The sequence below is a fragment of the Acinetobacter sp. WCHAc060006 genome, from assembly GCF_004209135.1.
Lineage (GTDB): Bacteria > Pseudomonadota > Gammaproteobacteria > Pseudomonadales > Moraxellaceae > Acinetobacter > Acinetobacter cumulans.
The window spans coordinates 1-22344 of record NZ_SGSS01000039.1; the positions used below are offsets into that span (position 1 = coordinate 1).

The 22344-nt window shown below is 36.7% G+C and carries 30 protein-coding genes; 15 read left to right on the forward strand and 15 right to left on the reverse strand.

Annotated elements, in window-relative coordinates; all coding sequences use genetic code 11:
• Positions 1 to 38: 38 nt before the first annotated feature.
• The 7 genes from EXE29_RS15680 to EXE29_RS15710 all read right to left on the reverse strand — a co-directional run bounded on the left by EXE29_RS15680 (position 39) and on the right by EXE29_RS15710 (position 5715).
• Positions 39 to 1204, reverse strand: a protein-coding gene (locus EXE29_RS15680) for an IS3-like element ISAba21 family transposase (RefSeq protein WP_085940850.1) whose coding sequence is annotated in 2 segments (ribosomal slippage) — positions 39 to 946 and positions 946 to 1204 — 1167 coding nt in all. Because the reading frame shifts where the segments join, the coding sequence is not laid out codon by codon here.
• A 53-nt stretch (positions 1205 to 1257) separates the two neighbouring features.
• Positions 1258 to 1881, reverse strand: coding sequence for a hypothetical protein (locus tag EXE29_RS15685; protein ID WP_087528569.1), 624 nt, complete (start codon positions 1879 to 1881; stop codon positions 1258 to 1260).
• Between the two features lie 120 nt (positions 1882 to 2001).
• Positions 2002 to 2445 (reverse strand): hypothetical protein, encoded by a 444-nt coding sequence (locus EXE29_RS17780; protein ID WP_228141108.1) that lies wholly within the window; start codon positions 2443 to 2445, stop codon positions 2002 to 2004.
• A gap of 692 nt (positions 2446 to 3137) precedes the next feature.
• Positions 3138 to 3446, reverse strand: coding sequence for a hypothetical protein (locus tag EXE29_RS15695; protein WP_005006143.1), 309 nt, complete (start codon positions 3444 to 3446; stop codon positions 3138 to 3140).
• Positions 3447 to 3451: 5 nt separating this feature from the next.
• A complete protein-coding gene (locus tag EXE29_RS15700) occupies positions 3452 to 3958 on the reverse strand; it encodes a thermonuclease family protein (RefSeq protein ID WP_005006141.1) in 507 nt (168 codons plus the stop codon).
• A gap of 85 nt (positions 3959 to 4043) precedes the next feature.
• Positions 4044 to 4907, reverse strand: a complete 864-nt coding sequence (locus EXE29_RS15705; RefSeq protein ID WP_005028500.1) for a lytic transglycosylase domain-containing protein — start codon at positions 4905 to 4907, stop codon at positions 4044 to 4046.
• Between the two features lies 1 nt (position 4908).
• Positions 4909 to 5715 carry a hypothetical protein gene (locus tag EXE29_RS15710; RefSeq protein ID WP_005028502.1) on the reverse strand — a complete coding sequence of 269 codons (807 nt, stop codon included), beginning with the start codon at positions 5713 to 5715 and terminating at the stop codon, positions 4909 to 4911.
• A 59-nt stretch (positions 5716 to 5774) separates the two neighbouring features.
• On the opposite strand from EXE29_RS15710, the gene EXE29_RS15715 reads away from it, so the two are divergent.
• From EXE29_RS15715 to EXE29_RS15730, 4 genes are all read left to right on the forward strand, one after another.
• Complete coding sequence (locus EXE29_RS15715; RefSeq protein ID WP_005028504.1) at positions 5775 to 6197, forward strand: hypothetical protein; 423 nt, start codon at positions 5775 to 5777, stop codon at positions 6195 to 6197.
• 80 nt (positions 6198 to 6277) lie between these two features.
• Positions 6278 to 6817 carry a hypothetical protein gene (locus EXE29_RS15720; protein WP_024160732.1) on the forward strand — a complete coding sequence of 180 codons (540 nt, stop codon included), beginning with the start codon at positions 6278 to 6280 and terminating at the stop codon, positions 6815 to 6817.
• Between the two features lie 34 nt (positions 6818 to 6851).
• A complete protein-coding gene (locus EXE29_RS15725) occupies positions 6852 to 7592 on the forward strand; it encodes a hypothetical protein (RefSeq protein WP_043041423.1) in 741 nt (246 codons plus the stop codon).
• Positions 7593 to 7711: 119 nt separating this feature from the next.
• Entirely contained in the window at positions 7712 to 8458 is a 747-nt protein-coding gene (locus EXE29_RS15730; protein WP_005028508.1) for a hypothetical protein, read from the forward strand.
• 68 nt (positions 8459 to 8526) lie between these two features.
• Here EXE29_RS15730 and EXE29_RS15735 read toward each other — a convergent pair whose 3' ends face one another.
• On the reverse strand, positions 8527 to 9318 hold the full coding sequence (locus EXE29_RS15735; RefSeq protein ID WP_032056299.1) for a TraX family protein: 792 nt from the start codon (positions 9316 to 9318) through the stop codon (positions 8527 to 8529).
• Positions 9294 to 9944 carry a hypothetical protein gene (locus EXE29_RS15740; protein WP_005028512.1) on the reverse strand — a complete coding sequence of 217 codons (651 nt, stop codon included), beginning with the start codon at positions 9942 to 9944 and terminating at the stop codon, positions 9294 to 9296. The genes EXE29_RS15735 and EXE29_RS15740 overlap by 25 nt, the downstream gene beginning before the upstream one ends.
• A 201-nt stretch (positions 9945 to 10145) precedes the next feature.
• On the opposite strand from EXE29_RS15740, the gene EXE29_RS15745 reads away from it, so the two are divergent.
• A complete protein-coding gene (locus EXE29_RS15745; RefSeq protein WP_228141107.1) occupies positions 10146 to 10985 on the forward strand; it encodes a hypothetical protein in 840 nt (279 codons plus the stop codon).
• On the opposite strand, the gene EXE29_RS15750 is transcribed toward EXE29_RS15745, so the two are convergent.
• The 4 genes from EXE29_RS15750 to EXE29_RS15765 form a co-directional block, all read right to left on the reverse strand.
• Positions 10980 to 11240, reverse strand: coding sequence for a hypothetical protein (locus EXE29_RS15750; RefSeq protein WP_010591040.1), 261 nt, complete (start codon positions 11238 to 11240; stop codon positions 10980 to 10982). The two genes, EXE29_RS15745 and EXE29_RS15750, sit on opposite strands and share 6 nt — an antisense overlap.
• Positions 11241 to 11453: 213 nt before the next feature.
• Positions 11454 to 13121, reverse strand: a complete 1668-nt coding sequence (locus tag EXE29_RS15755) for an SNF2-related protein (protein WP_005006110.1) — start codon at positions 13119 to 13121, stop codon at positions 11454 to 11456.
• Complete coding sequence (locus tag EXE29_RS15760) at positions 13121 to 13489, reverse strand: hypothetical protein (RefSeq protein WP_005006108.1); 369 nt, start codon at positions 13487 to 13489, stop codon at positions 13121 to 13123. Before EXE29_RS15760 ends, EXE29_RS15755 begins: the two co-directional genes overlap by 1 nt.
• Positions 13486 to 14601: a SprT-like domain-containing protein gene (locus EXE29_RS15765; RefSeq protein ID WP_120365008.1), complete on the reverse strand. Its 1116-nt coding sequence runs from the start codon at positions 14599 to 14601 to the stop codon at positions 13486 to 13488. Before EXE29_RS15765 ends, EXE29_RS15760 begins: the two co-directional genes overlap by 4 nt.
• 368 nt (positions 14602 to 14969) lie before the next feature.
• Here EXE29_RS15765 and EXE29_RS15770 point away from each other — a divergent pair, with 368 nt between their 5' ends.
• The 4 genes from EXE29_RS15770 to EXE29_RS15785 all read left to right on the forward strand — a co-directional run bounded on the left by EXE29_RS15770 (position 14970) and on the right by EXE29_RS15785 (position 17600).
• The gene (locus EXE29_RS15770) at positions 14970 to 15614 is read left to right on the forward strand and encodes a hypothetical protein (protein ID WP_227518627.1); all 645 of its coding nucleotides are present in this window, start codon (positions 14970 to 14972) and stop codon (positions 15612 to 15614) included.
• A 76-nt stretch (positions 15615 to 15690) separates the two neighbouring features.
• Positions 15691 to 16773 carry an AcrVA2 family anti-CRISPR protein gene (locus EXE29_RS15775; RefSeq protein ID WP_005006100.1) on the forward strand — a complete coding sequence of 361 codons (1083 nt, stop codon included), beginning with the start codon at positions 15691 to 15693 and terminating at the stop codon, positions 16771 to 16773.
• Between the two features lie 213 nt (positions 16774 to 16986).
• Positions 16987 to 17331, forward strand: coding sequence for a hypothetical protein (locus EXE29_RS15780; RefSeq protein WP_005006095.1), 345 nt, complete (start codon positions 16987 to 16989; stop codon positions 17329 to 17331).
• Positions 17331 to 17600, forward strand: coding sequence for a hypothetical protein (locus EXE29_RS15785; protein WP_005006093.1), 270 nt, complete (start codon positions 17331 to 17333; stop codon positions 17598 to 17600). The genes EXE29_RS15780 and EXE29_RS15785 overlap by 1 nt, the downstream gene beginning before the upstream one ends.
• A gap of 79 nt (positions 17601 to 17679) precedes the next feature.
• On the opposite strand, the gene EXE29_RS15790 is transcribed toward EXE29_RS15785, so the two are convergent.
• The gene (locus EXE29_RS15790; protein WP_005006087.1) at positions 17680 to 18006 is read right to left on the reverse strand and encodes an H-NS histone family protein; all 327 of its coding nucleotides are present in this window, start codon (positions 18004 to 18006) and stop codon (positions 17680 to 17682) included.
• Between the two features lie 186 nt (positions 18007 to 18192).
• Here EXE29_RS15790 and EXE29_RS17785 point away from each other — a divergent pair, with 186 nt between their 5' ends.
• From EXE29_RS17785 to EXE29_RS15815, 6 genes are all read left to right on the forward strand, one after another.
• The gene (locus tag EXE29_RS17785) at positions 18193 to 18423 is read left to right on the forward strand and encodes a hypothetical protein (protein WP_228198830.1); all 231 of its coding nucleotides are present in this window, start codon (positions 18193 to 18195) and stop codon (positions 18421 to 18423) included.
• Positions 18424 to 18498: 75 nt separating this feature from the next.
• Positions 18499 to 19017: a hypothetical protein gene (locus tag EXE29_RS17790; RefSeq protein WP_252383557.1), complete on the forward strand. Its 519-nt coding sequence runs from the start codon at positions 18499 to 18501 to the stop codon at positions 19015 to 19017.
• 226 nt (positions 19018 to 19243) lie between these two features.
• Positions 19244 to 19672 (forward strand): hypothetical protein, encoded by a 429-nt coding sequence (locus tag EXE29_RS15800; RefSeq protein ID WP_120365009.1) that lies wholly within the window; start codon positions 19244 to 19246, stop codon positions 19670 to 19672.
• A complete protein-coding gene (locus EXE29_RS15805; RefSeq protein ID WP_005006080.1) occupies positions 19672 to 20565 on the forward strand; it encodes a hypothetical protein in 894 nt (297 codons plus the stop codon). The genes EXE29_RS15800 and EXE29_RS15805 overlap by 1 nt, the downstream gene beginning before the upstream one ends.
• Positions 20566 to 20606: 41 nt before the next feature.
• Complete coding sequence (locus EXE29_RS15810; protein ID WP_005006077.1) at positions 20607 to 21032, forward strand: hypothetical protein; 426 nt, start codon at positions 20607 to 20609, stop codon at positions 21030 to 21032.
• A 93-nt stretch (positions 21033 to 21125) separates the two neighbouring features.
• Entirely contained in the window at positions 21126 to 21620 is a 495-nt protein-coding gene (locus EXE29_RS15815) for a hypothetical protein (RefSeq protein ID WP_005006076.1), read from the forward strand.
• Here the strand turns inward: EXE29_RS15815 and EXE29_RS15820 are convergent.
• Positions 21612 to 21872 (reverse strand): hypothetical protein, encoded by a 261-nt coding sequence (locus EXE29_RS15820; protein WP_035272626.1) that lies wholly within the window; start codon positions 21870 to 21872, stop codon positions 21612 to 21614. The genes EXE29_RS15815 and EXE29_RS15820 overlap by 9 nt on opposite strands.
• Positions 21873 to 22344 lie beyond the last annotated feature (472 nt).

A 22344-nucleotide genomic window follows, 5' to 3' on the forward strand; every position in this document is an offset into this window, starting at 1 on the left:
ATGTGCTGAATTAGCAGGAGACTTTCACTTGGGATATGCTAGGCAGCTAACCGATAAAAGTTCTCTGCTATTTGATTTGGCGTTTTAAAATCCAAACTCTTTTGAATTCTTCGCTGATTATAAAATAACACAATGTATTTTGTAATATCTGCTTTAGCTTCATCTCTGGTTTTATAGTTGCAATGATGCACTAATTCATTCTTGAGTATGCCCCAGAAACTTTCAATCGGTGCATTATCGTAACAGTCCCCACGTTTGCTCATTGAACCTTGAAAATCACATTTTTCCAGTATCTTTCGATATTCATGGCTGCAATATTGGCTGCCTCTGTCCGAATGAACAATTAAGCCTTTCGTTGGTTTTTGATTACGAATCGCCATAGTCAGTGCATTGCAAACAAGTTGTGCGGTCATACGCTCATTTAAGCTATAGCCAACCACTTGTTTCGTGTACAGGTCTTTTACTGCTGCCAAGTATAACCAACCTTCAGCAGTCCAAATGTATGTAATATCGCTTGACCATGCAAGATTGGGCTTAGTCATTGAAAACTGTTGCTCTAGTAAATTTGCGTAGATCGCTCGATTATGATCACTCTTCGTAGTTCTTTTGAAACGCTTATGACGCTTACAATACAGCTGGTTGAGCTTTTTTATTTGACGTACAGCATACGTACTGATTTTGATACCTTGCGCTTGTAAATGCTTAGTTAATCGAATATAGCCATAGCTTTGTTTAGTTTCCTCATGAGCTATTTTGACCAAAATTGTCTGTTGATTTCGCTGAACCAATCTTTTATTCATGCCTCGTTTTAGCCAATCATAAAATCGTGACACTGAAACGTGAAGTAATCTAGCCATAAAGCTAATCGGGAATAAATGTCTTTGCTGTTTCATATAGGCGTACCTTACTGACTTTCTTTCGCAAAGTACGCTGCTGCCTTTTTTAGAAATTCACGTTCCATTTCAGCTGTTTTGAGCTGTTGTTTGAGCTTTTTATTTTCTTCGAGTAAGGCATTTAGATCAGGTGAATATTGTTTAGTGCCTGCTAAGGTGCCAGTCTTTGCTTTATTATTCCAATTTGAAAGAGTTTGCATTGAAATGCCAAGTTGTCTGGCTGTTTCCGATACATTGCCTTGATTGGCTTCAATCAATTTTATTGCTTCAACTTTAAATTCTGCGGTGTAAGTCTTCTGTTTCTTGCTCATGGTAAACTCCTGATGAGTGTCTATAGTTTACCAAGTTAAAACCTCCTGTTTTCTCAGCACACATCATTTGAGCTATTGGAATTCAAAAGATCTAACAAAATACTTCTTTGATTTTCTGCTAACCCTTTTTTTGTACTCCTCGATGAAACAGGTCTTGATGGTCTCCTAGCTTTTAAACTTTTAACCATACATGATATGTTGTGTGAAATTTCACGATCTATTATTTGATTTCTCTCACTGATAATTTGCTTTGCAAACCAATCTAGATAATTAGCAATATACGATATTCTTATATAGGTCGTAGCATTTGATACAGATTCATTGGTTCGTATTTTTGCTCTATTAAACTCTTTTCTTTGAATTATAGGTTTTCTTAATTTTTCATCAGTTTTCTTATCTTTTTTATCTCTAAGATAAATACAAAGGCCTTCTATCTGTTCTGTAGTCAAAAACTGTTTCTTTAAGAAAGTTTCTTCCAATAAAATGTTATTAGTATGACACCATTCTAATAACAACTTAACGGCATTGAGATAGGCTTCTATTGTATTTGAGGCCTTCGCAGAATTTCTGAGCTTACTTGTAGCAAAAAGAGTCGGATACCAATTCGGAACTCCATTGTCATCTATCAAAAGTGAATAACGTTCGCCTGACTCAAATTTTGTTCTAATGAGTTTCATTATGTAGACTCAAAACATTACATTATTTGATGGTACATCATTACCTGTTAAATTCAATTATTATATTTACTTACATGTTAAATTATTATATTTTAATATCAATTATTTATATAAAATTATTTACATAAAAGTCTTTGGTGCATTTAAGTATGGTGGGTCCAGGTATAAAAGTTTGACTTTATTAGCTAATTTCTCTCTTAAAGAGTACAGTGCCAATAGGTTATTCCCCTTAATTAGCAAGTTCTCTTTTAGCTCACCATTTTCGTCAAAAAATTCAAATTCTGTCTCATTGGTTGCGCTGTAATATTCAGGATTGGTAAGTACTTTTGGCTCAAATAATGTATCAATATCTTTTGAATCGACTTCTTGATGTAAAAACTTTTCTGTTGTTTTAACATCTTCGCGAGACATGCCCCCAACCAGCACAGCATCTTTAAATGGGAAATTAATCACTACATTACTGTTATTTTTAATAAAACCTACGTTTTCTTGATTCGCACTGTAGAGTCCAATTTTATTACTAAAGCGTGTGTACTGACCTTTTTTGAGTGAATTTTCCGCCATGTCTTTCCCTACTCTATGCTTTGCCAAAAATGTGAAACTATTTGTTGTGTAATGCCAAAATTTTCACAAATAAGTGTATTACTAATAAGCATGAAAGCAACATAAGGCTGTTCTTTTTTTAGCTAGTTGATTCATAACCTATAAAAAATAGATATGAAAAAGCCCCAATGTTGCAAATGGGACTTTTTTGTTGCCAAGGTTAAACTACTTAGCTAAAACTTGATCCACTGAACCAATTAACTTTCGGATTACTTCACCTTCTAGGGTGTTGTTATAGGTGTGTCATTTCAAATTTAGATTTTATCCCACCTCTTGAACAAGAGTATTAAGAATAAAACTGGATAAGCAATTGGCCATAAAACTGTAAAAAGTATTTTTGATGAATAAGGACTAATTTTCATCAAAATTTTATTAATAAAATAGTACCCCGTTAAAACATAAAAAACCGCACTAAAGTACTGGTGCATATTAATCAGTAAACACCACCAGATAATAGCCCAAAGAATCGCTACAAAAGTAAGGTAAAGGTAGAAAGCTTTATTTAGTTGCATGTTCATCATCTTTGTTCGGCATAACATTACCTTTTAAAAATCTACAATTGATCTAGTTCCCTTAGGAAAAAAACCACTAATTGCTTAGTGGTTCGTTCTGATCTGGTGATTAATTGGATTCCGTGGATATGACAATAGATGTCATATAAAACCTTCTTTGAACTGTCGCCCTTCCAGCGACTCTAAGTGCATTTCAAGGAAATCTATTGCCACTTCTGAGTAATTTGCGTTGGCTGAACAATTCACCAACTTTTCATCACAAAGACATTTTCCCAAATTTGCCAACTGAGTAACCAACTCATTTCGTACAGAAGCCAAGCTGAGAGCTTCAATCTGAGCTTGCAGTTCTTCACTGAAAAACTGCAGTTCCATACGATTACCACATTGTTGTTGCAGTAGATATTTATTTAATACCGCTACGGCTTTAGCGGTATTTAATTCACCGTTCATCAATATTACTTATTGTGACGGTACTGGCTTGGATAAACAGGGTTTGGATCAGCCCATAAACCAAGGCGTTGAGAACGTGCGTTGCTTTCAGCACTCAAAATAATTTTATCTTTGAGATATTCACGATAAGCCCATGCATAGCCATCTTTAACTTGCTTATAGTTAACACTATTCACGATGTTTAAGTTAGGCACTTGGTTTGTACGCATCTGAAAAATGGTACCAAGAGTACGACCGTAGCGGTCCTTACTATTTTCTTGCACATACACAATCGTTTCATGCAAGAAACTGATGTTCTGACGCGATTTCTGACCAAAAGCTTGACTCTTTTCTGGTGCATCAATCTGGTTGAAGCGAACACGGATCTGCTCATTGTTGTTGTTTAAAACGGTGATAGTGTCGCCGTCAGAAATACGTACAACTTTGCCAACAAAATCGGCTTGAGCTGCAGTAGCAACAACAGACATGGATAAGGTTAAAGCTAAACTTTTTAAAGTTGTATTAAGGTTCATTTTGAATCCTTAGTGGGTAAAGAATAGGTAAATTGTATCGCATTACGTAACTGCAATTTTTTTCTTAAAAAATATATTCAGCTGATTAGTTAGGATTTATCCCCTTTCTCTCAAGCCATTTTTTCCATTGAAGTGCATACGCAACTAAACCAGGTTGTTTCGCCGTGCCATTGCGATATATCGCATTAAAAGATGGCGTCCATGAGTGGTAAGCAGCTGCTCTAACCCAAAAATCGGTTGACGGTTTTGTGGTTAATCGATTTCGCAAGATCTTGGCTGCAAGTCGCGCATTCAGACATCCATCAGTACGCACATAATGGCTGTTATAATTTTCAAACATACCGCCACGTTTAAAGTGCATGGAATTGATTTGGAATTGCCCCATATCCAATGAACGGTTTTTGTTTTGCGCTGTTTGTCCATTGGTACCACGCTCTTTGCTATGTATACCCAATAAAACATACAGCGGAACACCTTCTGACCGCGCAGCATGAATAACACAACTCAAAGTAGCGACTCTACCCGGTACGGTTTGATCGTAAGATACACTCGCTTGGTTGTATTGATTGTATTGCGTAGTTGGATAGGTATAAGAAACAGGACGGATATTCTGGCGAACGGGTTGTTGTTGTGGTGCTGGTGCTTGCTGGCCACTAGGTTGTGGTCCATTTTGTGCAACTGCCGTGCGCTCAGTGCTAGTCGGAGTTTCTTCAGTTTTTTGCGGTGTGTACTTCACGCCCAAGTAACGACTCGTAAATCCTCTTGGCTTTGCTGGCGCCGTTTCTTGCTGAGTGTTGGTCATGACCTGAAATGGTCGATATGGTGTACTTGATCCATTAGAATTGACATGGTTTGCATATGCACCTAGAGCCTCAGAACTTTGAGGCAATTGAGCATAAGCAACGCTTGATCCTAATAGAGTCGCAAATAGCGTTGGTTTTAACAGCATATTAATCAGCACCTTTATCGTTGTTGTTGAAATTGTCGATTAGGTGCTGTTTACGGTCAGCTAACTTATTCAGTGTTTCAACTGGCAATGGGTTTTTGCCGTCATACCACGATAAGCTATATTTTTTTGGCGCATAGCGGAACCATGCCAAGAATGGCGCATTCGGTAAAAATAAAAGACCAGTACGGACTTGCCACGCACGATAAGCTGAATTGATGCTAACCATGTATAGATAAAACACCAATAATACACCTGGTACAACAAGCATTGGATATAGCGCTTTAAAGAACATATAAACTACGTACAAGCCTGTAAACATAGATAATGCTAAATACAAATAAGACGAAAACTGATGGTTTTTAACAAGCTTGTCTATTTCATCATTACTCATTGAAGCTAAACGTTCTTGCCCTCTTGGGTAGTGAGTATTAGCAATGAGTCTTTTCAGTTGTTTAAAATTGTTAGGTGCGACAATTTCATATTCACATAAAGGGTGTGCACATACCCAATTCACGTTGCCTTTATAAGAACGTGGAATCCTGTTGTCATGCATTAAAATCGATTTACCGCATTCGGGGCATGTTGGAGACAGCATTGATCTAATATTAGATAAATGCGGTAAAAACCCTTTTCTAGCTGAACTCCAGTGGGTTTTACGCCCGAAATCAAAAAAGACTCGCTTTAAAATACCTGATTTACGGGGTTGACTAGCTTCAATTGCCTGTTTAATGGCAGCTTCATCTAAAACCTCATTGGTAATATTTACCTTTTGTGTAGCACTATCAGAACTATTTTTATCTGAAGACATACTTTTACCTACGGACTTTTATTATGTAGAATACGTTATTATATTAAAGGATTTTCAACGTGTCTAAAACCCTTTTTATTTTCGCAACGGTTATTTTAATTTCCACCCTTTTAAGTGCCTGTAATAACTCTAATACTCCAAATGAACAAGATCCATTAAAAGGTCAAGAACAGAAGTTTTTAGACGAATCGGCAACGAGTGAATCAAAAGAACTTGTGTTTTATGACTTGGTAGATCCTAAGAAAAAAGACCAACCTATAAAGGCTGAAGAAGCAAGTGCTTCCGAGCCTGAAGCCCAAGAACAACAACCTGAAAACGCCTTATCTCCTGAGGTTCTTGAAGCGATTCGTAAACATACAGAACGACAAGAAAAAAAGGAAAATGCACTCAGAACAATAGCTGAAGCTAAGCGTATTGAAGCATTATTAGTAGGTAAAGATCGCAGTAGTGATGATGGCTATACCTATAACAGTGATGAATAATTGATATATCAATGGTTTTAACCAATACAAACTTATTATTTTAAGTTAAAATGATTTTAAATTTTTTGGTATATACGGTTATGTTTAACAGTGCTTTTAAGAAACATAAAATAAAAATATGTTTTGGCTTACCAATCATAATTGTGGTTTCGATCTTAATATTCAAAATCTACTCCTACCCCTTTAAGCCAAGACTCTTAAGCCCCGATTGGATTGAAAGTCGCTACAATGGTTGGGAAGTTGAACATCATGACTTATGGATTGCTACAATTGTGGATGTTGTTGGTCCAAAAACAGTAAAAATTAGAAATCAAAATGGAGAAGAAAAAATTATGGATCTTCTCTATATAAATGCTTTGCAATCTTCGGAAAAAATGAAAAACCTCTATATCAATAGCTTGTCCGGTTATGTTGGCCAACAGCTATTTGTAAAAGGAGATCCAGACAAAGCGCGGTTTAATGGCGTCTTGATCGATGGTAACGGTGAAAATATCAATCTAAACCTAACTTATGTACCAGGTGCGGTATTGGATATGTCATCAACTGCATACATTCATGACCGAGAAAAGCAATTAGTTCCTTATTTCGCGAATATCAATTCAGAAAATAGAACGTTTTAAGTTATAAATTAAGGGATATTAGAAAGGCCAAGCTATGCCAGCACCATTATGTTTCCTCACACTGGAATTTACCGCCAAAGTCAAGAATCCAGTTGATGTGCCTGACATTATTAAGTCGTCTATTTTGACGCGTATTAAAAAGTGCCGCACATCATCAATAGAACAGGTTCAGTATCTTTATAATGCTGAAGAGAGCTACTGGAAGCCAAAAAAACAAGTCACTGAAGAAGCAACTCAATATCATGGCATCACCAATGAAGATTTATTAACGCAAGACTCAATCAATGGTCTAAAGATTAAAAACTATGTTGTGTATTGGGCAAACGTTTATACATTTAGAATTTTGCAAAAAAGCAAAGTGAAGTTTTTTAATCACCGCTTTATCTTTTTAAACAACTTAATCAACGTGATTGGTGAAGATGGTTCCCTACCCATGACAGAATGGGCACGTTTAGCCAGTGCAGCTTCGGGAAATAATGAATTTCCAGAAGAGATACTGACTAACACTAACAATAAGGTCATCTGTTTGACCGTTATATTTGATTATATTTCTGAAAAATTAACATCACTTTATGGTTTGGATCTTAATAAGCATTACGATCTGGTTGCTGCAGTACAATACAACAGTGCTATCAAAGCTAAGAGTCAAAAATCATTAAAGGTTCATAAGCTTATGCGTGATGATTTTAATGAGTTTAAATTGCTTTTAGACAAAGGCATGGAGATTAAGAGAATTAAAAAAGAATATTTTATAAATAATAACTATCACCCTTAAACCTAAAAGCCACTCTCTTAAAAGTGGCTTTTTTTTACGTTAAACATAAAATAAACTATCACTAAAACCCTTTTTTAAAATATAATACTTTTAATTTCTATTTTAACTGGTGATACATTGTGAGTTTAATTAAGAAGCAAAAAGACATTCTATCTCACGACCCTCTTGTTTCAATTTTTAGTAACAATGACCTTTTAACAATCTCAGTTGATACGGATTCTGAAGATTTGAATCGTCAACCTAAAAATATAAAAATCCCGAATGCCGATCTTAAAGAGTTAACAATACAAATCAGTGGTTTTGATACTTTAGAAAACAATGATGTTGGTCGTTATTTCACTTGTTCTGGTACCGTAGAGCTCGTTAATACACTAGGTAATGGTGAAGAAAAACGTTTTGTATTAGCAGAGCCAAAAATCAAAGTAAACGTGGTTAAAAAAGGTCATTTACCGCAAACAGAACAAATTAAACAATTGGTTCGTAATGCGTGGATGGATGCATTTAGTGATGGTTGCCAAAACATTAACCAACCTTACCACTATGAAGATGAAACTTGGTTTGAACGCTTCAAAGGTAGCATTATTGGTAAGTTTGTACTGATCGTACTTGCCACTTTCTTCGCTGCTTTCATTGGTTTGGCTATTTTTGGTTATGTTGCTGGTAAAAAACAACAGGACCCAACATTAGAAATTGCGAATCAAATTGCTCAAGATCCTGAAGCATTAAAGCAATTGCTGAATCAATATGATCAACAAAATAACCAAGCTGGTGCACCTACTCCACAAGCATTACCAGAACAAGCAGCTGAGCAAGAAAGACAGCAAGAAATTAGCTCATTCGGTTTAGATGCTGGATCTAGCGAATAACGCTGATTAAGCAATAAAAAAGCACCTTAGTCATAAATACTTTGGTGCTTTTTTTGAGCCTAAATTTATTATGCAAATTTAAAAAGAATCCAAATGATGACGAGATGTACTGGATAGAACCAGTACGCCCACTTGCCCACTGGCGGTACTTCAAAAGGTATATTCATGTGCTGTCCTTTCAGTAGGAATTGTGCACCAATATACGTTGCAATGGCGCTACTGACAGCAAATGAGAATGCCAAAGAATATGTAGTCATATCCGTATAGTAGCCACCAATCAACCAGTTGAAAATGTTGGCCAATGAAGTGAGCAAGACGCTGATCATTAAAAAGTATTTCTTAGAACGAACGTTGGTTGTTTTAAAGAATAAATACAGGAATACAATTAATAAAACGCCCCACACGCTATACATAATAAAATTAGATAGCAATGTGGTCACGACTAACAGAGAGACAAACTGCAGCGTTGCATATTTATGTTTAGATTCCCCCAATACAACAAGCAAAAATCCTAAAAGCAACGTAGGCATGACGTTCAGTGTTGTAAATGGCTCTTGGTTGAATAGTTGATACGGTACTTCTGATAGCACACAAAACAACGCCAAATTTTTAAAATAGTTTTTTAATGTATGGGTTTTCTTTTTAGGAATAGCTTGGTTCAAATTGAATGCAAGCATGATACAAAAAATAGGAAAAGCACAACGGCCAATCGTCCTCAACAACAGATTATATTGAGGAAATAATATTGATGCGTGGTCAATAACCATGGTCACAATCGCAATCCACTTCAATAGATCCAAGGCTCTATTGCGATCTCGCACGGCGCTTTGGCTAATTACAGCTTCTTGTAGATGAACCATGTGTTATTTTTCGCTAAAGGGTTTGTATAAGCATCACTACGCTGTTTTCGGGTGTTGTTACGATTATCTAAGATCTCAATGCTATTCCAACCTTCGGGATAACCGAGCACCAGTCCAGAGTTATAAAATCTCGTGCGATGACGCTCTTCATCGCCGGCATAAAACAAGTACGCACGAATATCGTTATACGGTCGATGCCCGACCAATACGTTATCTTCATCACGATCAAAGTACTCATAAATTAAATCCGTATATTCACGATTGAAGTATCCGCACTTCTCAAACAGATCTGCACTTGAACGAAAAGTAATAGATTCCTTGGCCAGTGTTTTATTTAAAATCATGCGAGTGACATTACGAGCAAACACGGGCAAATTAAAATGCACAGGCAAATGAATTTCATTTATTTCGGACAAATCAATAGGATCACCAAAAGGACTAGAAAGTTCTAATGCTTTTTGATAAAAGTCCATCCATTGTGCAAGATATTCATCAACAAACTTTTTCTCACCATAATAAATTGGTAATCCATCAACCGTTAAAAGGTTTTGTGGAGGAAAAATATTGTTTCTTAAATCTAAGATGCTTTGTTTTAATTTTGCGATTTCGATTGGATCACTAATCATAACAACTCACTCGAATTAGAGTATTAAAATAATTATATAGGGTTTTAATTAATTAGATATAAGTTTTTAGCTCAGTAAATAAGCATTTTTGTTGTGTGGCGAATTAGAATTGATAAAAAATTTAAAAGAATATTTATTCTAGGAATTATTGATACAATGTATCTAATTTCTTACGAATTAGTATATACAATTGGGATTACTATGCTTACCCCTGATCGAATAGACAAAAAAGTTAATTTGGCTGGAATTGACAAGTCGTGGACCAATTTATTAAATCACTTGGACATTGATAGTCATCCTGAATACAACATCAATAAAACTCAGCCATGGTACTTGGCTAATTTTGTAGATTACCTACGCCTACTCAACTTTAAGTTTGATGAATTAAATCTAAGAGAGATTCGTGCAGTTGATTATGACTTGGTAGATTGGTCATTTCTTAAATCTAATCGCCTAAATGGTGTTGAGGTGTTTAAGGACCTTGCCATTTATCTGCAGAAACCCATTTTTGTTACGCAATATCCTAAATGTGTAGCCATCAATGCTGATGTTCGCGATCGTAAGCTTGCAGAGGTTATTTATGATTACTACAGACGCTTCTTACCGTTTTTCTATTCATTCATTAAATTGATCAGATCAACGCAGCGCTTATCTCTAGAACGTAAATTCCCCGTGATTGATAACTTTATGTCTAATTTTGGAGATCTTAGTACTGGTGAGTTTTATTCAAATATTCCATTTGATGATGCAGAGCTCAAAAGGATTTTGAAAAATGGCTTTGAAAAATATAGAGAGCATAAATCAGAACAGCGGTTTAGCCGTGCCATCGCAGAGCTAACACCGATGTTTAAAGCTTTGTCTGAATACTTAAAGATTGTGTCTACGGTTAACTACGTGGATCTAGACCTTATTCACTTCTTACACAATGCATTTTTGGGTAAAAACTTTAATGTTTATTCAGATCTATTCGCTTTGGATAAAGAACCTAATTTGTTGGTCAATTTAAGTTGGACATACACAAAAGCATTTCAATATTCATAAATAGCACCATGGTCGTTTATGTGCATCGGCTATATCAAAAGGAAGAAGAATATAGCGATCTTTTAACGAAAGGGCCTGGCCATACCGAAGTTTTGTAGCAGAAGAAAAATCTGTACTGGTTTTGCCCGTGGCAAAGTCTAACCAAAAGACGTCATTTCCATCGCAGAATAAACCTAAATTATCCTTTTCAAGCGCCACATACTTGATATAAGGATCATCTATTTGTGAGATCGAGGGAATATATTGATAGTCCACCTTTCATACAATATGTTTGCGAACGTGGTGCACGGCGATCGGTTGATCTATGGACCGTGCGTTATCCCATGCTACCTGAGCTTGCTCTAAAGTATATACGTGCGCTTGACAACATTCGTTGTATAGCCCTTTCCGTTAAAACCAGGCCACCCAATATTTGAGCCGACATTATCTCTAAAACAAGCTAGGTAAAGTTCAGTCATAAGGTTTCTCTTAAGCAACTTTCTTATTCAGTATGTGTTCGGCTAAGCGCTTGATACCGCCACCGTCCGTAATTAAATGTTCAAATAATTCGCCATTCGGGTTTTTAACTCCTTCCAACTGGCCTTTTTTGATGCCTAAGACATCAGAAATAATTGGATCTGAACCCGAATCAGCCAACAAGTAATATGCCGAGATCTGTTTGATTTGACCGTCACGGTCTAAGCGACCAATACATTGATCATGAACACCAGGCGACCAATCCAACTCACCAAACACAAATGTTTTGCATTTTGAGTGGTACTGCAAGCCATCAAGCCCGGCAGATGAACGTAATGAACTAATGAAGACTTTGCTTTCATCATTCAAGAATGCTTGTTTAGAACGTTCCTTAGCTGCAGGTCCTTCCGTGCCTGTATACATAACAGGATTGAATTCAGCCAAGCGTTCTAGCCAAATGTTGTACACATCTCGATGCCAACCATAAAGCATGACTGATTCACCAGACTCAACAAGCATACGCACGAACTCAGCGACATACGGCGCTTTGGCGATACCTGTTGCTTGGCGCATCATAATATTGAATTCTTCTGTCGCACGAAGCTTTTGCCCTTGGAATTCCTGAGTAGAGCTTAAAATTACTTTTGCCAGTTCCATTGCCTTGCCCTTAATTTGATCCAGTACTTTAGGATCGCTTTCGACATATTGAGGGATGATTTGTACTGGCGGTAACTCTCGATTTACATCTGCTCGAGTACGGCGCAACATTAGACCTTCATCACGTAAAAACATCCCAAACGCTTTAGGATCATTAATACGTTTTTCTTGTGAACACCACTCACGAGCGAATTCAGTAGCGGTACCTAAGCTATCTGGACGCAATATTTCAATGATGTTGTAGAATTCATCACCGTAGTTATAAATCGGTGTAGCTGATAGACCGAGGCGTAATTCAGCTTGGTCACTAATGAGTTTAGCAGCGGAATACTTTTGCGATGTATAGCCAGTCCGTAACTCTTGGATCTCGTCAAACACTACGTACTTAATCTTTCCGGCAAGATATTCAGCCCAACCGTTCAACTTTGAATAACTGGTGATAATGACATCGGGTGCTGCTTCACCCTCTTTGTGCAATGGATAAGGCGATGCTTTCTTTAGGATGTGACATTTTAGGTGCGGAGCAAAGCGTTCAATTTCATTCTTAATTTGCATTGGAAGATGTGTCATTGTCACAAAAAGCGCCGGGAGCGATTCAGGTAGAATCATCGGACATATTCCACTCGCTGTTTTGCCAAGGCCCAAATCATCCCCCAAGAGCAAACCTTTAACATTAAGTAGTAGATCTGCAGCTGCTCTTTGATACTCATATGGAGGCACAGCAAGATCAAATGTTTTGATCGGACGTTTATAGTCCATCACATCCAAAATATCTTCTTTTAGCGACACATAAGCCTTAGATTGCGCTTTCATGTATTTAAGATCATCAACACGCATTGGATAACGTTCAATAAACCAAAGTAGGTCGTGACAATTAGACGGCGTATCGCTTAACTCAATAAATTTTGATGCATGTTGGCTGACTTTTGGGAATACACGCTTAAGTCGTGTTTTAACATGTGGTTCACATTCAATGTGCCAGTTTTTTTCTTGACGAGAAATGGTGCCGTAAGATTTATACATTAGAAGACCCCCACTAAAATACGATGGCGGTAAATAAATTTATTGTTCAGTTGGATTGGAATGTTATTCACCCAATACGGTGTACCAACCACATAGAGCGCTTTTATGCTGTCATGGCTTAAATAACGATTGATCTGACGCAATAATGCGTTACGTGCACCATCTATTTTTAATTCAACACCCACCTTGCCGACATCAAGCTCAACAGTAAAATCAATGATGTCTTTATTTGATAGACGAACCTCACGTTCATACGGAATCTCATTGGCAATAAACATTTGCTCAATCGCGAGTTGTAAGTCTTTTTCGTTATAAAAACGGTATTTGTGTGAAGAAAACAGAATTCCAAGCTCTTCAATCGTTTTCATTCTGCATCCCCTTGGTCAGCTTTAGCAGCCTTTTTGTTTTTCTTCACCTGGCTTTTATCAATGGATTTTGACGGTACCAGTTCAACTTCACATTCAGTACACGACAATCTAAAAGTAGGACTACACGTTGCACCACGGCCACACTCAGGACACGCAAAAGATGCCCTAGTCTGTTTCTTAGGCTCAGGCTCTTCAAAATTGGCTGAACCAAGCTCTTGATAGAGTGTTTCACCGATCATAGTTTCTTTGAGTACAAAAAACTCGTTATCATCGCCGTTTGGTTGTTCACCCTTATAAAGTTTAACAACCTTAGGTTCTGGTATTGGTTGGTCGTCATCATCTAGCGGATCTTCATCAAAAGCCGTTGGATAATAAGCGCCAAGGTTTGCAGCGGTATTTGATATGTCGATTAGTCCGATCGCTACATCAAAGGGATTCATTGTAGTGGGAGTCGGTTCCTCAACTGGCTTCTCTTTTTTAGGTGATTTCAAAGCTGAATTGATTTCATTGCCAAGTAAGGCAATATGAAATAGCTTTGGAGAAGCAGTCGGAATGGACTCCAACAACTGCACTTGCTCTTGAATCATTTCAAGACTGGAAATCGTTTTGGGTGCGTACTTGTCATACCATTTGATGATACGCCCTTCATCGACAAGCTCATTGCACACTTGAATAAACAAGCCATCAGGTACAACGATTTCGGTCATCTTCTCGCCTGTCGTGCGACCTTCTTTTGTGCCGTCATCAGTCATAATCAAACCGATCTCAAGCATAAATGTCGCAAACTCAGCATTGTGATATGAGCGTTTAGATGGCTCACCACAAATGCTTTGTTTCATATGACACATCTCATGTGCATAGCATTTAAAAATGTTAAGCAATGGTTGGGTGCCAAAGTAATCAGGGTTAAGGGCCAGTTCGTGCGTATACGCCGTATCATCTTCTGTCGAAGCAAATCTATTCTCAGACCAATAACCGGTATTTTTGTTGATACGTTGAAGCGTAATCAAACAATCTGGTAATTCATTTTTGAATAGCCTTTCATTGAAACGGTCATACACCAACTGCAGTTCTTCATAAAACTGCAACGTAGTTCTATTCTTTATGTTCATTTTTCAGTCGTCCAAACAGGATCAAACTAGGTGTGGATTGTACAAAACAACGCTTAAAGTTTACGCACAGCTTAAAATACAGTCAATAGTTTAAAATAATCAGCAAAGCATATATTTTTTAAAAAAAAAGTTTCCAACACAAAAATAAGTATCATGAAAGTGTGGGTTTAATGAATTGTGGTTGATTTTCATAATACGAGTATTACGCTTTTTGAGGGTTTTAAGTATATTATAAGCCACTTTTGTTTAATGCACATAGAAGTTACTTTTAGCGTTTATAAATGCTGAATAATACCCTTATTGTCAATAGGGCTTTATTTAAAGTAATGGTTCTTAATAATGCTGTTTATAGAAAACTGGATATCGAAATGAGTCTGAATAACATAAAACTAACAGCCAATTGTTTTGCCCTTACACACCCTGAAAATGAAAAGAACTTGTTCAAGTACATTTTTAGAGAAATGTTTAAACGAAATAAGGTCGAGACATTCTGTTCCGCAAAAGTCATATTTTTTACTGATGGCAAGCACATCTATTTAAGAACGTGCGTATCGGACGTCAAAATCCCAATGGCCAAAGAATACATTGAAATTTCGCACGGTCAGCAAATCACTGGAAAAATCATGGTTCCTCTTAACCGAGAGTGTAGCTTTAACCGTCAAGAAATTGAAGAATACATTTCGGTCCACGGCGAAAAACCCAAAGGCAATTCAGGTAAGAAGCGTAAAAATCTAACTGCAGATGAAGCAGCCGAATTCACCAAAAACGCTCTTAGTAGCAAAGGTCTATTGGATGTCACTATAATTGAGCAACAATGTGGACCACAGCTCAGCATTTTGAATATTCCAGTCCAGACCAGAGATATTTCATTTAGTGCGACTGTTGGGGATTTAGTGCTATTTAAAACAGCATGGCTCAATGGTATTGGTCGTGATAAAACCTACGGCTTTGGAATGATCCGCTTAGATGGCACTTTGTTTACACCGCCTTGTAATAATAGTGCTCACGCCTAATCGAAAGGACTTTTAAAGTCCTTTTTTAAACGAATTTTTTCAGATATTGATCTGATGTAGATCCTGGTTACTCAACATGAGAAATAAAGATTTAGATCCAAAGATAGGAATACCGCTTAAAGTCATCACAGCGCGATTAGAGCATGTGAAGTTTAACCTCAATGGCTTAATGAAACGTGTAGAAGCTTATGCGATCGCACGACAAAACAGTAAAGATCCGCACGAATGCCTAATCAGTGGTGATGAATGGACATATGCTGCACTAGATTGTCGAGATCCTATCTGGCGTGAACGAATGAAACGCACCAGTACCATTATGGGTGTTCAAGCCACTGGCCAAGAAATCCCACTCTCATTTATCAATCAGCTACCTTGCAACATTGGTGAAATCATTACCCTTGGCTCATGGAGCCTAACCAAAAATATTTATCGGTTTGAAGATCAAGTCATTCAAATGCTTGTGAAGACCGAATATAACCGCAGTATCCCCGGATTCCTATTAAACCTACCTGATATTGCGATCTACGTTCAAACAGATAACGCCAACCTCTATGTGCAAAATGAACAAGTGGTCGGTGTTATTTTTGCGAAAAACACGTTAAACGATCGCAAGGTGCTATTTACCACGGTATATACCGATACTGGCTTAGCAAAAACCATTACCATGCACTTCCCTGATGATGATGATTTTGAATCAACTGTTGAGGACTGCATGACCGATTTCATTGATACGTTTTTTGATGAAAAGAACTTGCCAGATGAACAAGAAATTAACACGTTCATGGAACTGCAGAAGAAGCTAATCAATTTGATTCTATGGTTCAGCCAAAAAGAACCAGATCTCAGACCATTAACACCAGAAACAACACAAGCCAAGCCTAAATTAGAGCTGATTAAGCGTGAATTGCGTTTATTTGAGGCTAATAAGTACAAGCCGACTATTGTTGGTACCGAAACAAATAAAAAGATCAATGAAGCGATCCTAAAGCGCGATGAAGATCTAAAGTCTGGCAACTACAAAGGTACCAAAAAACCACATCCACGGATTCCTCACTGGAACTTTTACTGGTTGGGCAAACGTGGTACCAAAGAAAAATGGGTTAACCATTGGATACCATTTCAGATTGTTGGCGGTGTGCCTAAAGAAAAAGCCACCTAAAAATAGAAAGAGCCCTAAGGCTCTTTTTTTTGGGTTGGTCAAACAAGAATTTCTTTTTCGTTTTTATCTAGATTCATGCTTAAACCTCTTAATAAGCTCACTCGATAATTTTTTCCAAAAGAAATTATTAGCGGATTTTATATATTTTTTAAGAAAAGTTTTTGAGTACTTTTATTTATTAAAATTGAATTATTAAGCAAGGAGTTATAAAACATGGCTAAATCAATAGACCAGTTATGGAGTGAATTACAGCAGATTCAATTTGATGAATCTAATTCCCTACCATGCGAATTCCATATCTGGAATAAAGGTGCATATCGCTATCAGATCCTAGATTGGTTTGAAGCAAATTCTGAAAATGGCGTATTAAGCTTGCAAGGCAAAACCCATAAAACCTTATGGGAAGAGTTTGGCAACACCCCGATAAACAATGATGATGAAATCGAAGAAGACTTTCATCTATGGGGCAAGGGTACAGACCGCTTTATTATCTGGCACTGGTTTGATGCCCAATTAGAACACGGTGTAATTAGCTTAATTGAGAAAGGAGTTGCGTAATGGGATTATTTACTTGCCATCACTGTAATAGTGATATTGATACTAACGATAAAAAGTCTGGCCATCAGGTGAATGATGTAATTCAAGAAACCTTTTGTTCTGTTGACTGCAGTATTGAATATCTGGTGCATAACTCACAAAAGTTTGCAGTAGATCAATACGGTAGTTTGCCATTAAGCAATGAAAACCTGAATGAATTCATTGAAGCATTTTCAAATGAGGGTGTTGAAGATGATGTCTTAGAACACATCAAAGCTGAACTCTGTTAAGTAGTCGCGCAGCTGCTCTAAACAACAATGACAATGGCATTTAAAAAAAGGGCTTAAATCAATTAAGCCCTTTTCATATTTATACGATAAGAAAACTTTCTAATGTTTTACCAGATTCAATCTCACGATTTAACCAGGATGGACGTTTACCACGACCGGCCCACACTTCTTTGTGGTTATTCGGGTTGCGATATTTAGGATCTGCTTTAACCACTGGCTTTTTATTTAATTTACGATTTTCGCCGTGCTCATTTAATTCAAGAATAGTTAAGCCTAATTCTTTTGCGATCTCAAACATTTTGAGATAACCATCATCAAGGTTCGTATTCTCTACTACAACAATTTGGTTTTGTGCCTTTTTAATTAGGCATTCTAACTGGTCTTTACTTAGGTTTTCAATTTCCATAACTAAACTCGAAAAGTTGGTTATATCAAATATACATCAGTGCGTTTTGTTTACAACCGCATACGGTGAATTTAATTGATTAAAATATTCAACTTATTCCATGGCTATTCTAATTTTTAAGCAAAAATTATTCCCACTTTAAATCCATTAAACTAAAAATACATTCAACCTGTTAGGTAAATTAATATGTACAAGTATCTCATGATGAATCTTGCGATTAACGAAACATCAGCACTACCAATTGGTATCCGTATTTGTGATTTTAATATCGGCTTATATGTCTCTAAGAAAATTTCAGAAGTGCCAGCTTTGATGGCATTTGTTAATTACACCCTGTTTAAGTATTCAAGCTATGAGAGTGAAGAACTTGAAGACATTAAAACCTTATTAGAAGAACATGATTTTAAAACTCGCTAAGACTCTTGGGAAATCAGCGGTGATTCTTTTTACGTTTTGGGTTTTAAAGAAATTACAAAAGACGAGTTTGAGTTATTGCAAAAACTTGACCTGTTGACCGTGGTAGACGAATACAACTACCACCATAAACTTTTGTCGAGTCATGGTGAGCATAAGTTTGACGAATATTTCAAAGACTTTAACGAGTCTAAAGAGCAAGAAATCTTAAAAAGGTTTAAAGACATTGCGTTCAATTTAAAAACTGACGACTCATTAAACACAGTGTTCGCCCAAGACGTTATAGAATTACTGACTACCTACAAGTTTGGTACAGCTTTAGAACTAATCGACAGTAATCACAGCGATATTAGAAACCGTTTCTACTATAGCCACACGCTTGAGGGTGACTTTGCATCTGGAGCAATTCAGGTCATTATTTCAAATTATAAAGAAACTGGCGTTAAAGAGCCTTACACAGTGGTTGAACCTTTAAATATAGAAATCATGCTTGAAGAAGAACAATGCTTTGATGATGAATATGCAAATCTACTGACTGAATGCCAGTATGTATTAAACCTCATTAAAACCGACTTATACACCAACACTTTTGAATAAACCAAGCCTTTAAGAGAGAAATCTCTTAAAGTTGAGCTTAAAAACGTAAACGATGTTTTTTAATTGATTAAAAAAGGTTTTTTATTTTTAGCGCTGCAATGGCGCTCGTCATTATTAATTCTTTCTTGATGCTTAAATAAGTATTTTTTAAAAAAACTTTATCCGTTCATATTCTTAATATAATGAAACCTAATCAAGCAAATAGCTTAAAATTTGGAGAAAGCTCATGAATTTAAACCCTAATTTTTGCCCGATCGATTTTAACGAAGTTCACGGCAGTACTGACAATTTACCTTTGTTTTTGGTTAAAGCGTCACGCCAGGATTCTAACGATGACGAGCATAGTGAGTATTTCTTCATTCGTGCACCTCATGAGAACCGTTTGGCTTTCTTCCTTGCCCACATGTTCAAATCACATGTAGATAATGCCCTTTTGACCTTGGAAAACTTGGCTGAAGAAAATTATCAAAATATCCCTGAATTGGAAGAGTTGATGTCTTCATATGGTGTGATTGATGGCGTTGGCGAGGATACGCTTTTTGATTTCCGCGTTAAGGAACTCACACTTGATAAAGCGCTGGAGCTGGTCGAATTCATTGAAATTAACCCACTCAATACTGATATTGTGGGTTCACTATTCTTGGAGGCACTTTAATGAATAGTAGCTTTATCTTAATTAATGAAGCTATGGCGCCTATTCGTAAGAATATGGCGCTTTTGGAAACCCTGTTATCTATGATCAGTACTGCAGATCAAGACCACGGCGACCAAAGCCCAAGCTTCCACATTAATATCCATGCTGGTATTGAATTGCCTGATCATGAAATTGCATATACCACTTTAAAAGGTTTTGCAGAGCTGACCGAAGATCATAATCTTTGTATCTATATGAATCCTGAGCTGTCAGAAAATGGCTTTATGTTGCTATCCACTCAAAACGTGGTACCTGATTGCTATGACAATTCTATCTTTGTAGATCTGTCGAATCAGTTATGCAACTTCTTCAATCAAGAAGTACAGCAGTTAAACGATCAAGCGCAAACGGCGTTAAAGCTGTTGTTACAGCATAAAATCAATGGAACAGCGATTCGCACGTTCAACCCTGAACAATTGCAGATCTTACAGAAAATCGCTGCATTAGATAGCTTCATGCTCGATGACCAGCGCGATTGGTTTTACTTTTCCGAAGTGACCATTGATAACGCCTATAAAGACATGAAAAAAGGTTTAGAACTGTTGGTTCTCAACGAAGATATTAAGGATGCACTTAAACAGCTACTTGATGCAAACAACATGGAGTTTTGTGATTTACCAATACTCGTGGTTTTGTATCCCCTACTGGTTAAGTCTGAAGAAAATAACGAACTGGTACAGGCTTGCTTAAGTCATCTCATTGGCAACAACTTAATCAATGAGCCGTTTATTGCTGGTGTACAACTTGAAGCTGGTGCATTTAATAGCGAAATGAACACCTATACTTTATTGCCACACATGAAAGCAGTAAAAGAATTGCTGATAGATATTGAAGCAGATCTCACAAAAGTTTAACCGTTTTACCTGAGCTCATTGCTCAAAACCTTGGAGTTGTTATGGATACTATTGTTCGCGTTAAATCAGTTGGTGTTTTAGGTCTATCATCTAAAATCACGACATTTGTAATCGACATCGAGCTTGATGGCGGTAAATTAAAAATTGAAGATCAATTGCTTCATTTTAAGAATACTTTACGTACAAGCTATCGAGAATATGATGAAAGTTTAGCGATCGTAAACAATAAGGCTATACTTTCCAATTTAGACAATGCAGTAAAACCAAACGAATTGCATGCTTTAGTTGATGATTATATCGACTCAGTTTGGGTAACAGATGCCAATAAAAACACCACTCAACAGCGCCGTGCGTCACTTGGTTTGCACAATCCAACGATAAAAGACAAAGGTGTTTTGAAAGAAGCCCTTTTAAGTGAAGTTAAGTTAGCCTACAAAAACTATATCAATCAGAACGTAGAAGCCTGATCAGATCGGAAGTATGTTGCGACCAGCATACTTCTTTTTTTTTGAACCTTAGCCTAGAATCATCCAATATCATCGCTTCATACCAAGAAAATCATGCCATATCTCATATATTTAATGTTCCTTGCGTTTGCAAGCGCCGTAATTTTAGTGAAAAAGGCTTATGGTCTTAACATCCAATTATTTGCAATGGGGATTGTCGTCATCATTGGACAATTGGCAATTTTTTGTTTTATCAACGCAGCGATTAACATCAACAATGAAAAACAACATCGCAATGCCGTCAAAACCTTGCACTATGGCGCTTCATTTTCATTAATTGTGGTCACTACACAGGTCTATTTATATAAGTATGTGTTGCACAAACAGGAATATTTGACCATGGCAATTTACTTTTTAGGAACGTGGTTTGCAATCACCCTTTTAGACTCAGTGTTTAAGTTGATCAAAGTTGGTATTTTTAATAGCAAGAAAGACAGTGCTGAAGTTGTGAACTCAACGCGTAAAGTGACGGTAATTACATTAGCGATCTGTATGTTTGGGTATTACTTATTTAGCAAATATGCATTAAACATTAACGTACTAAACTAGACATCTTGTAAGGAAAACCGCACCTAATACACAAGCGCAATAACCAGCAAAAAAGAACATCCTTTTAATTATTGCGCTAATCTTTTCCGTCACAGCACTGTTATAAACAAAAAACACAATCATAAACATTAAACCGATCGTGCAGGCGAATAAGGTAAAACCAATTAAATAAGTAAAAGCAAAGTCAAAGTTTAATACCACTGGAAAACCAATAGATACAGCCATTAAAGCTATTGTACTTGATGCATTCATATCTTAAAGCCCATCTAGCAACTGGCTTAATCGTAGCGATAAATAAGGTTTAAAACTGAAACTTTATGATTGAGATTGGTCAATGCACATTACCAAAATGTGCTTGGTATATACCAGAAAGCAAAGAACCAGACGCAAAACGCCTGGCTCTTTAAAATTGAAAGGTGAATAAAAAAACACAAAACACTTGAACTCATTTCTTATTCAAGGTCAGTTTAATTAGATTTTTTGCCCTTGTCTATGTAATGTAAAAGTGGACAGCATTAAAACAATCTATATTTTTTGAAAAAAGTTTTAAAAATGTACAGTGAAATATAATGAATGTATGAGCTCAATGCTCACCATTTGGAGAAATTATATGAACTTTGAAATCTTATCTAAAACAAAAGTTGTCGGTCTACAAGAAGATTCTCTCACCTCTTTTCAAAATTTTATGTTAGAAAATATTGCATGGGATAGCCAAGTCCGTGCT

Coding starts and splice junctions, on each gene's coding strand:
- EXE29_RS15685 (WP_087528569.1), bottom strand. CDS start 1,881: ATGAAACTCATTAGAACAAAATTTGAGTCAGGCGAACGTTATTCACTT.
- EXE29_RS17780 (WP_228141108.1), bottom strand. CDS start 2,445: ATGGCGGAAAATTCACTCAAAAAAGGTCAGTACACACGCTTTAGTAAT.
- EXE29_RS15695 (WP_005006143.1), bottom strand. CDS start 3,446: ATGAACGGTGAATTAAATACCGCTAAAGCCGTAGCGGTATTAAATAAA.
- EXE29_RS15700 (WP_005006141.1), bottom strand. CDS start 3,958: ATGAACCTTAATACAACTTTAAAAAGTTTAGCTTTAACCTTATCCATG.
- EXE29_RS15705 (WP_005028500.1), bottom strand. CDS start 4,907: ATGCTGTTAAAACCAACGCTATTTGCGACTCTATTAGGATCAAGCGTT.
- EXE29_RS15710 (WP_005028502.1), bottom strand. CDS start 5,715: ATGTCTTCAGATAAAAATAGTTCTGATAGTGCTACACAAAAGGTAAAT.
- EXE29_RS15720 (WP_024160732.1), top strand. CDS start 6,278: ATGTTTAACAGTGCTTTTAAGAAACATAAAATAAAAATATGTTTTGGC.
- EXE29_RS15725 (WP_043041423.1), top strand. CDS start 6,852: ATGCCAGCACCATTATGTTTCCTCACACTGGAATTTACCGCCAAAGTC.
- EXE29_RS15735 (WP_032056299.1), bottom strand. CDS start 9,318: ATGGTTCATCTACAAGAAGCTGTAATTAGCCAAAGCGCCGTGCGAGAT.
- EXE29_RS15740 (WP_005028512.1), bottom strand. CDS start 9,944: ATGATTAGTGATCCAATCGAAATCGCAAAATTAAAACAAAGCATCTTA.
- EXE29_RS15745 (WP_228141107.1), top strand. CDS start 10,146: ATGCTTACCCCTGATCGAATAGACAAAAAAGTTAATTTGGCTGGAATT.
- EXE29_RS15755 (WP_005006110.1), bottom strand. CDS start 13,121: ATGTATAAATCTTACGGCACCATTTCTCGTCAAGAAAAAAACTGGCAC.
- EXE29_RS15760 (WP_005006108.1), bottom strand. CDS start 13,489: ATGAAAACGATTGAAGAGCTTGGAATTCTGTTTTCTTCACACAAATAC.
- EXE29_RS15765 (WP_120365008.1), bottom strand. CDS start 14,601: ATGAACATAAAGAATAGAACTACGTTGCAGTTTTATGAAGAACTGCAG.
- EXE29_RS15770 (WP_227518627.1), top strand. CDS start 14,970: ATGAGTCTGAATAACATAAAACTAACAGCCAATTGTTTTGCCCTTACA.
- EXE29_RS15775 (WP_005006100.1), top strand. CDS start 15,691: ATGAGAAATAAAGATTTAGATCCAAAGATAGGAATACCGCTTAAAGTC.
- EXE29_RS15780 (WP_005006095.1), top strand. CDS start 16,987: ATGGCTAAATCAATAGACCAGTTATGGAGTGAATTACAGCAGATTCAA.
- EXE29_RS15785 (WP_005006093.1), top strand. CDS start 17,331: ATGGGATTATTTACTTGCCATCACTGTAATAGTGATATTGATACTAAC.
- EXE29_RS15790 (WP_005006087.1), bottom strand. CDS start 18,006: ATGGAAATTGAAAACCTAAGTAAAGACCAGTTAGAATGCCTAATTAAA.
- EXE29_RS17785 (WP_228198830.1), top strand. CDS start 18,193: ATGTACAAGTATCTCATGATGAATCTTGCGATTAACGAAACATCAGCA.
- EXE29_RS15800 (WP_120365009.1), top strand. CDS start 19,244: ATGAATTTAAACCCTAATTTTTGCCCGATCGATTTTAACGAAGTTCAC.
- EXE29_RS15805 (WP_005006080.1), top strand. CDS start 19,672: ATGAATAGTAGCTTTATCTTAATTAATGAAGCTATGGCGCCTATTCGT.
- EXE29_RS15810 (WP_005006077.1), top strand. CDS start 20,607: ATGGATACTATTGTTCGCGTTAAATCAGTTGGTGTTTTAGGTCTATCA.
- EXE29_RS15815 (WP_005006076.1), top strand. CDS start 21,126: ATGCCATATCTCATATATTTAATGTTCCTTGCGTTTGCAAGCGCCGTA.
- EXE29_RS15820 (WP_035272626.1), bottom strand. CDS start 21,872: ATGAATGCATCAAGTACAATAGCTTTAATGGCTGTATCTATTGGTTTT.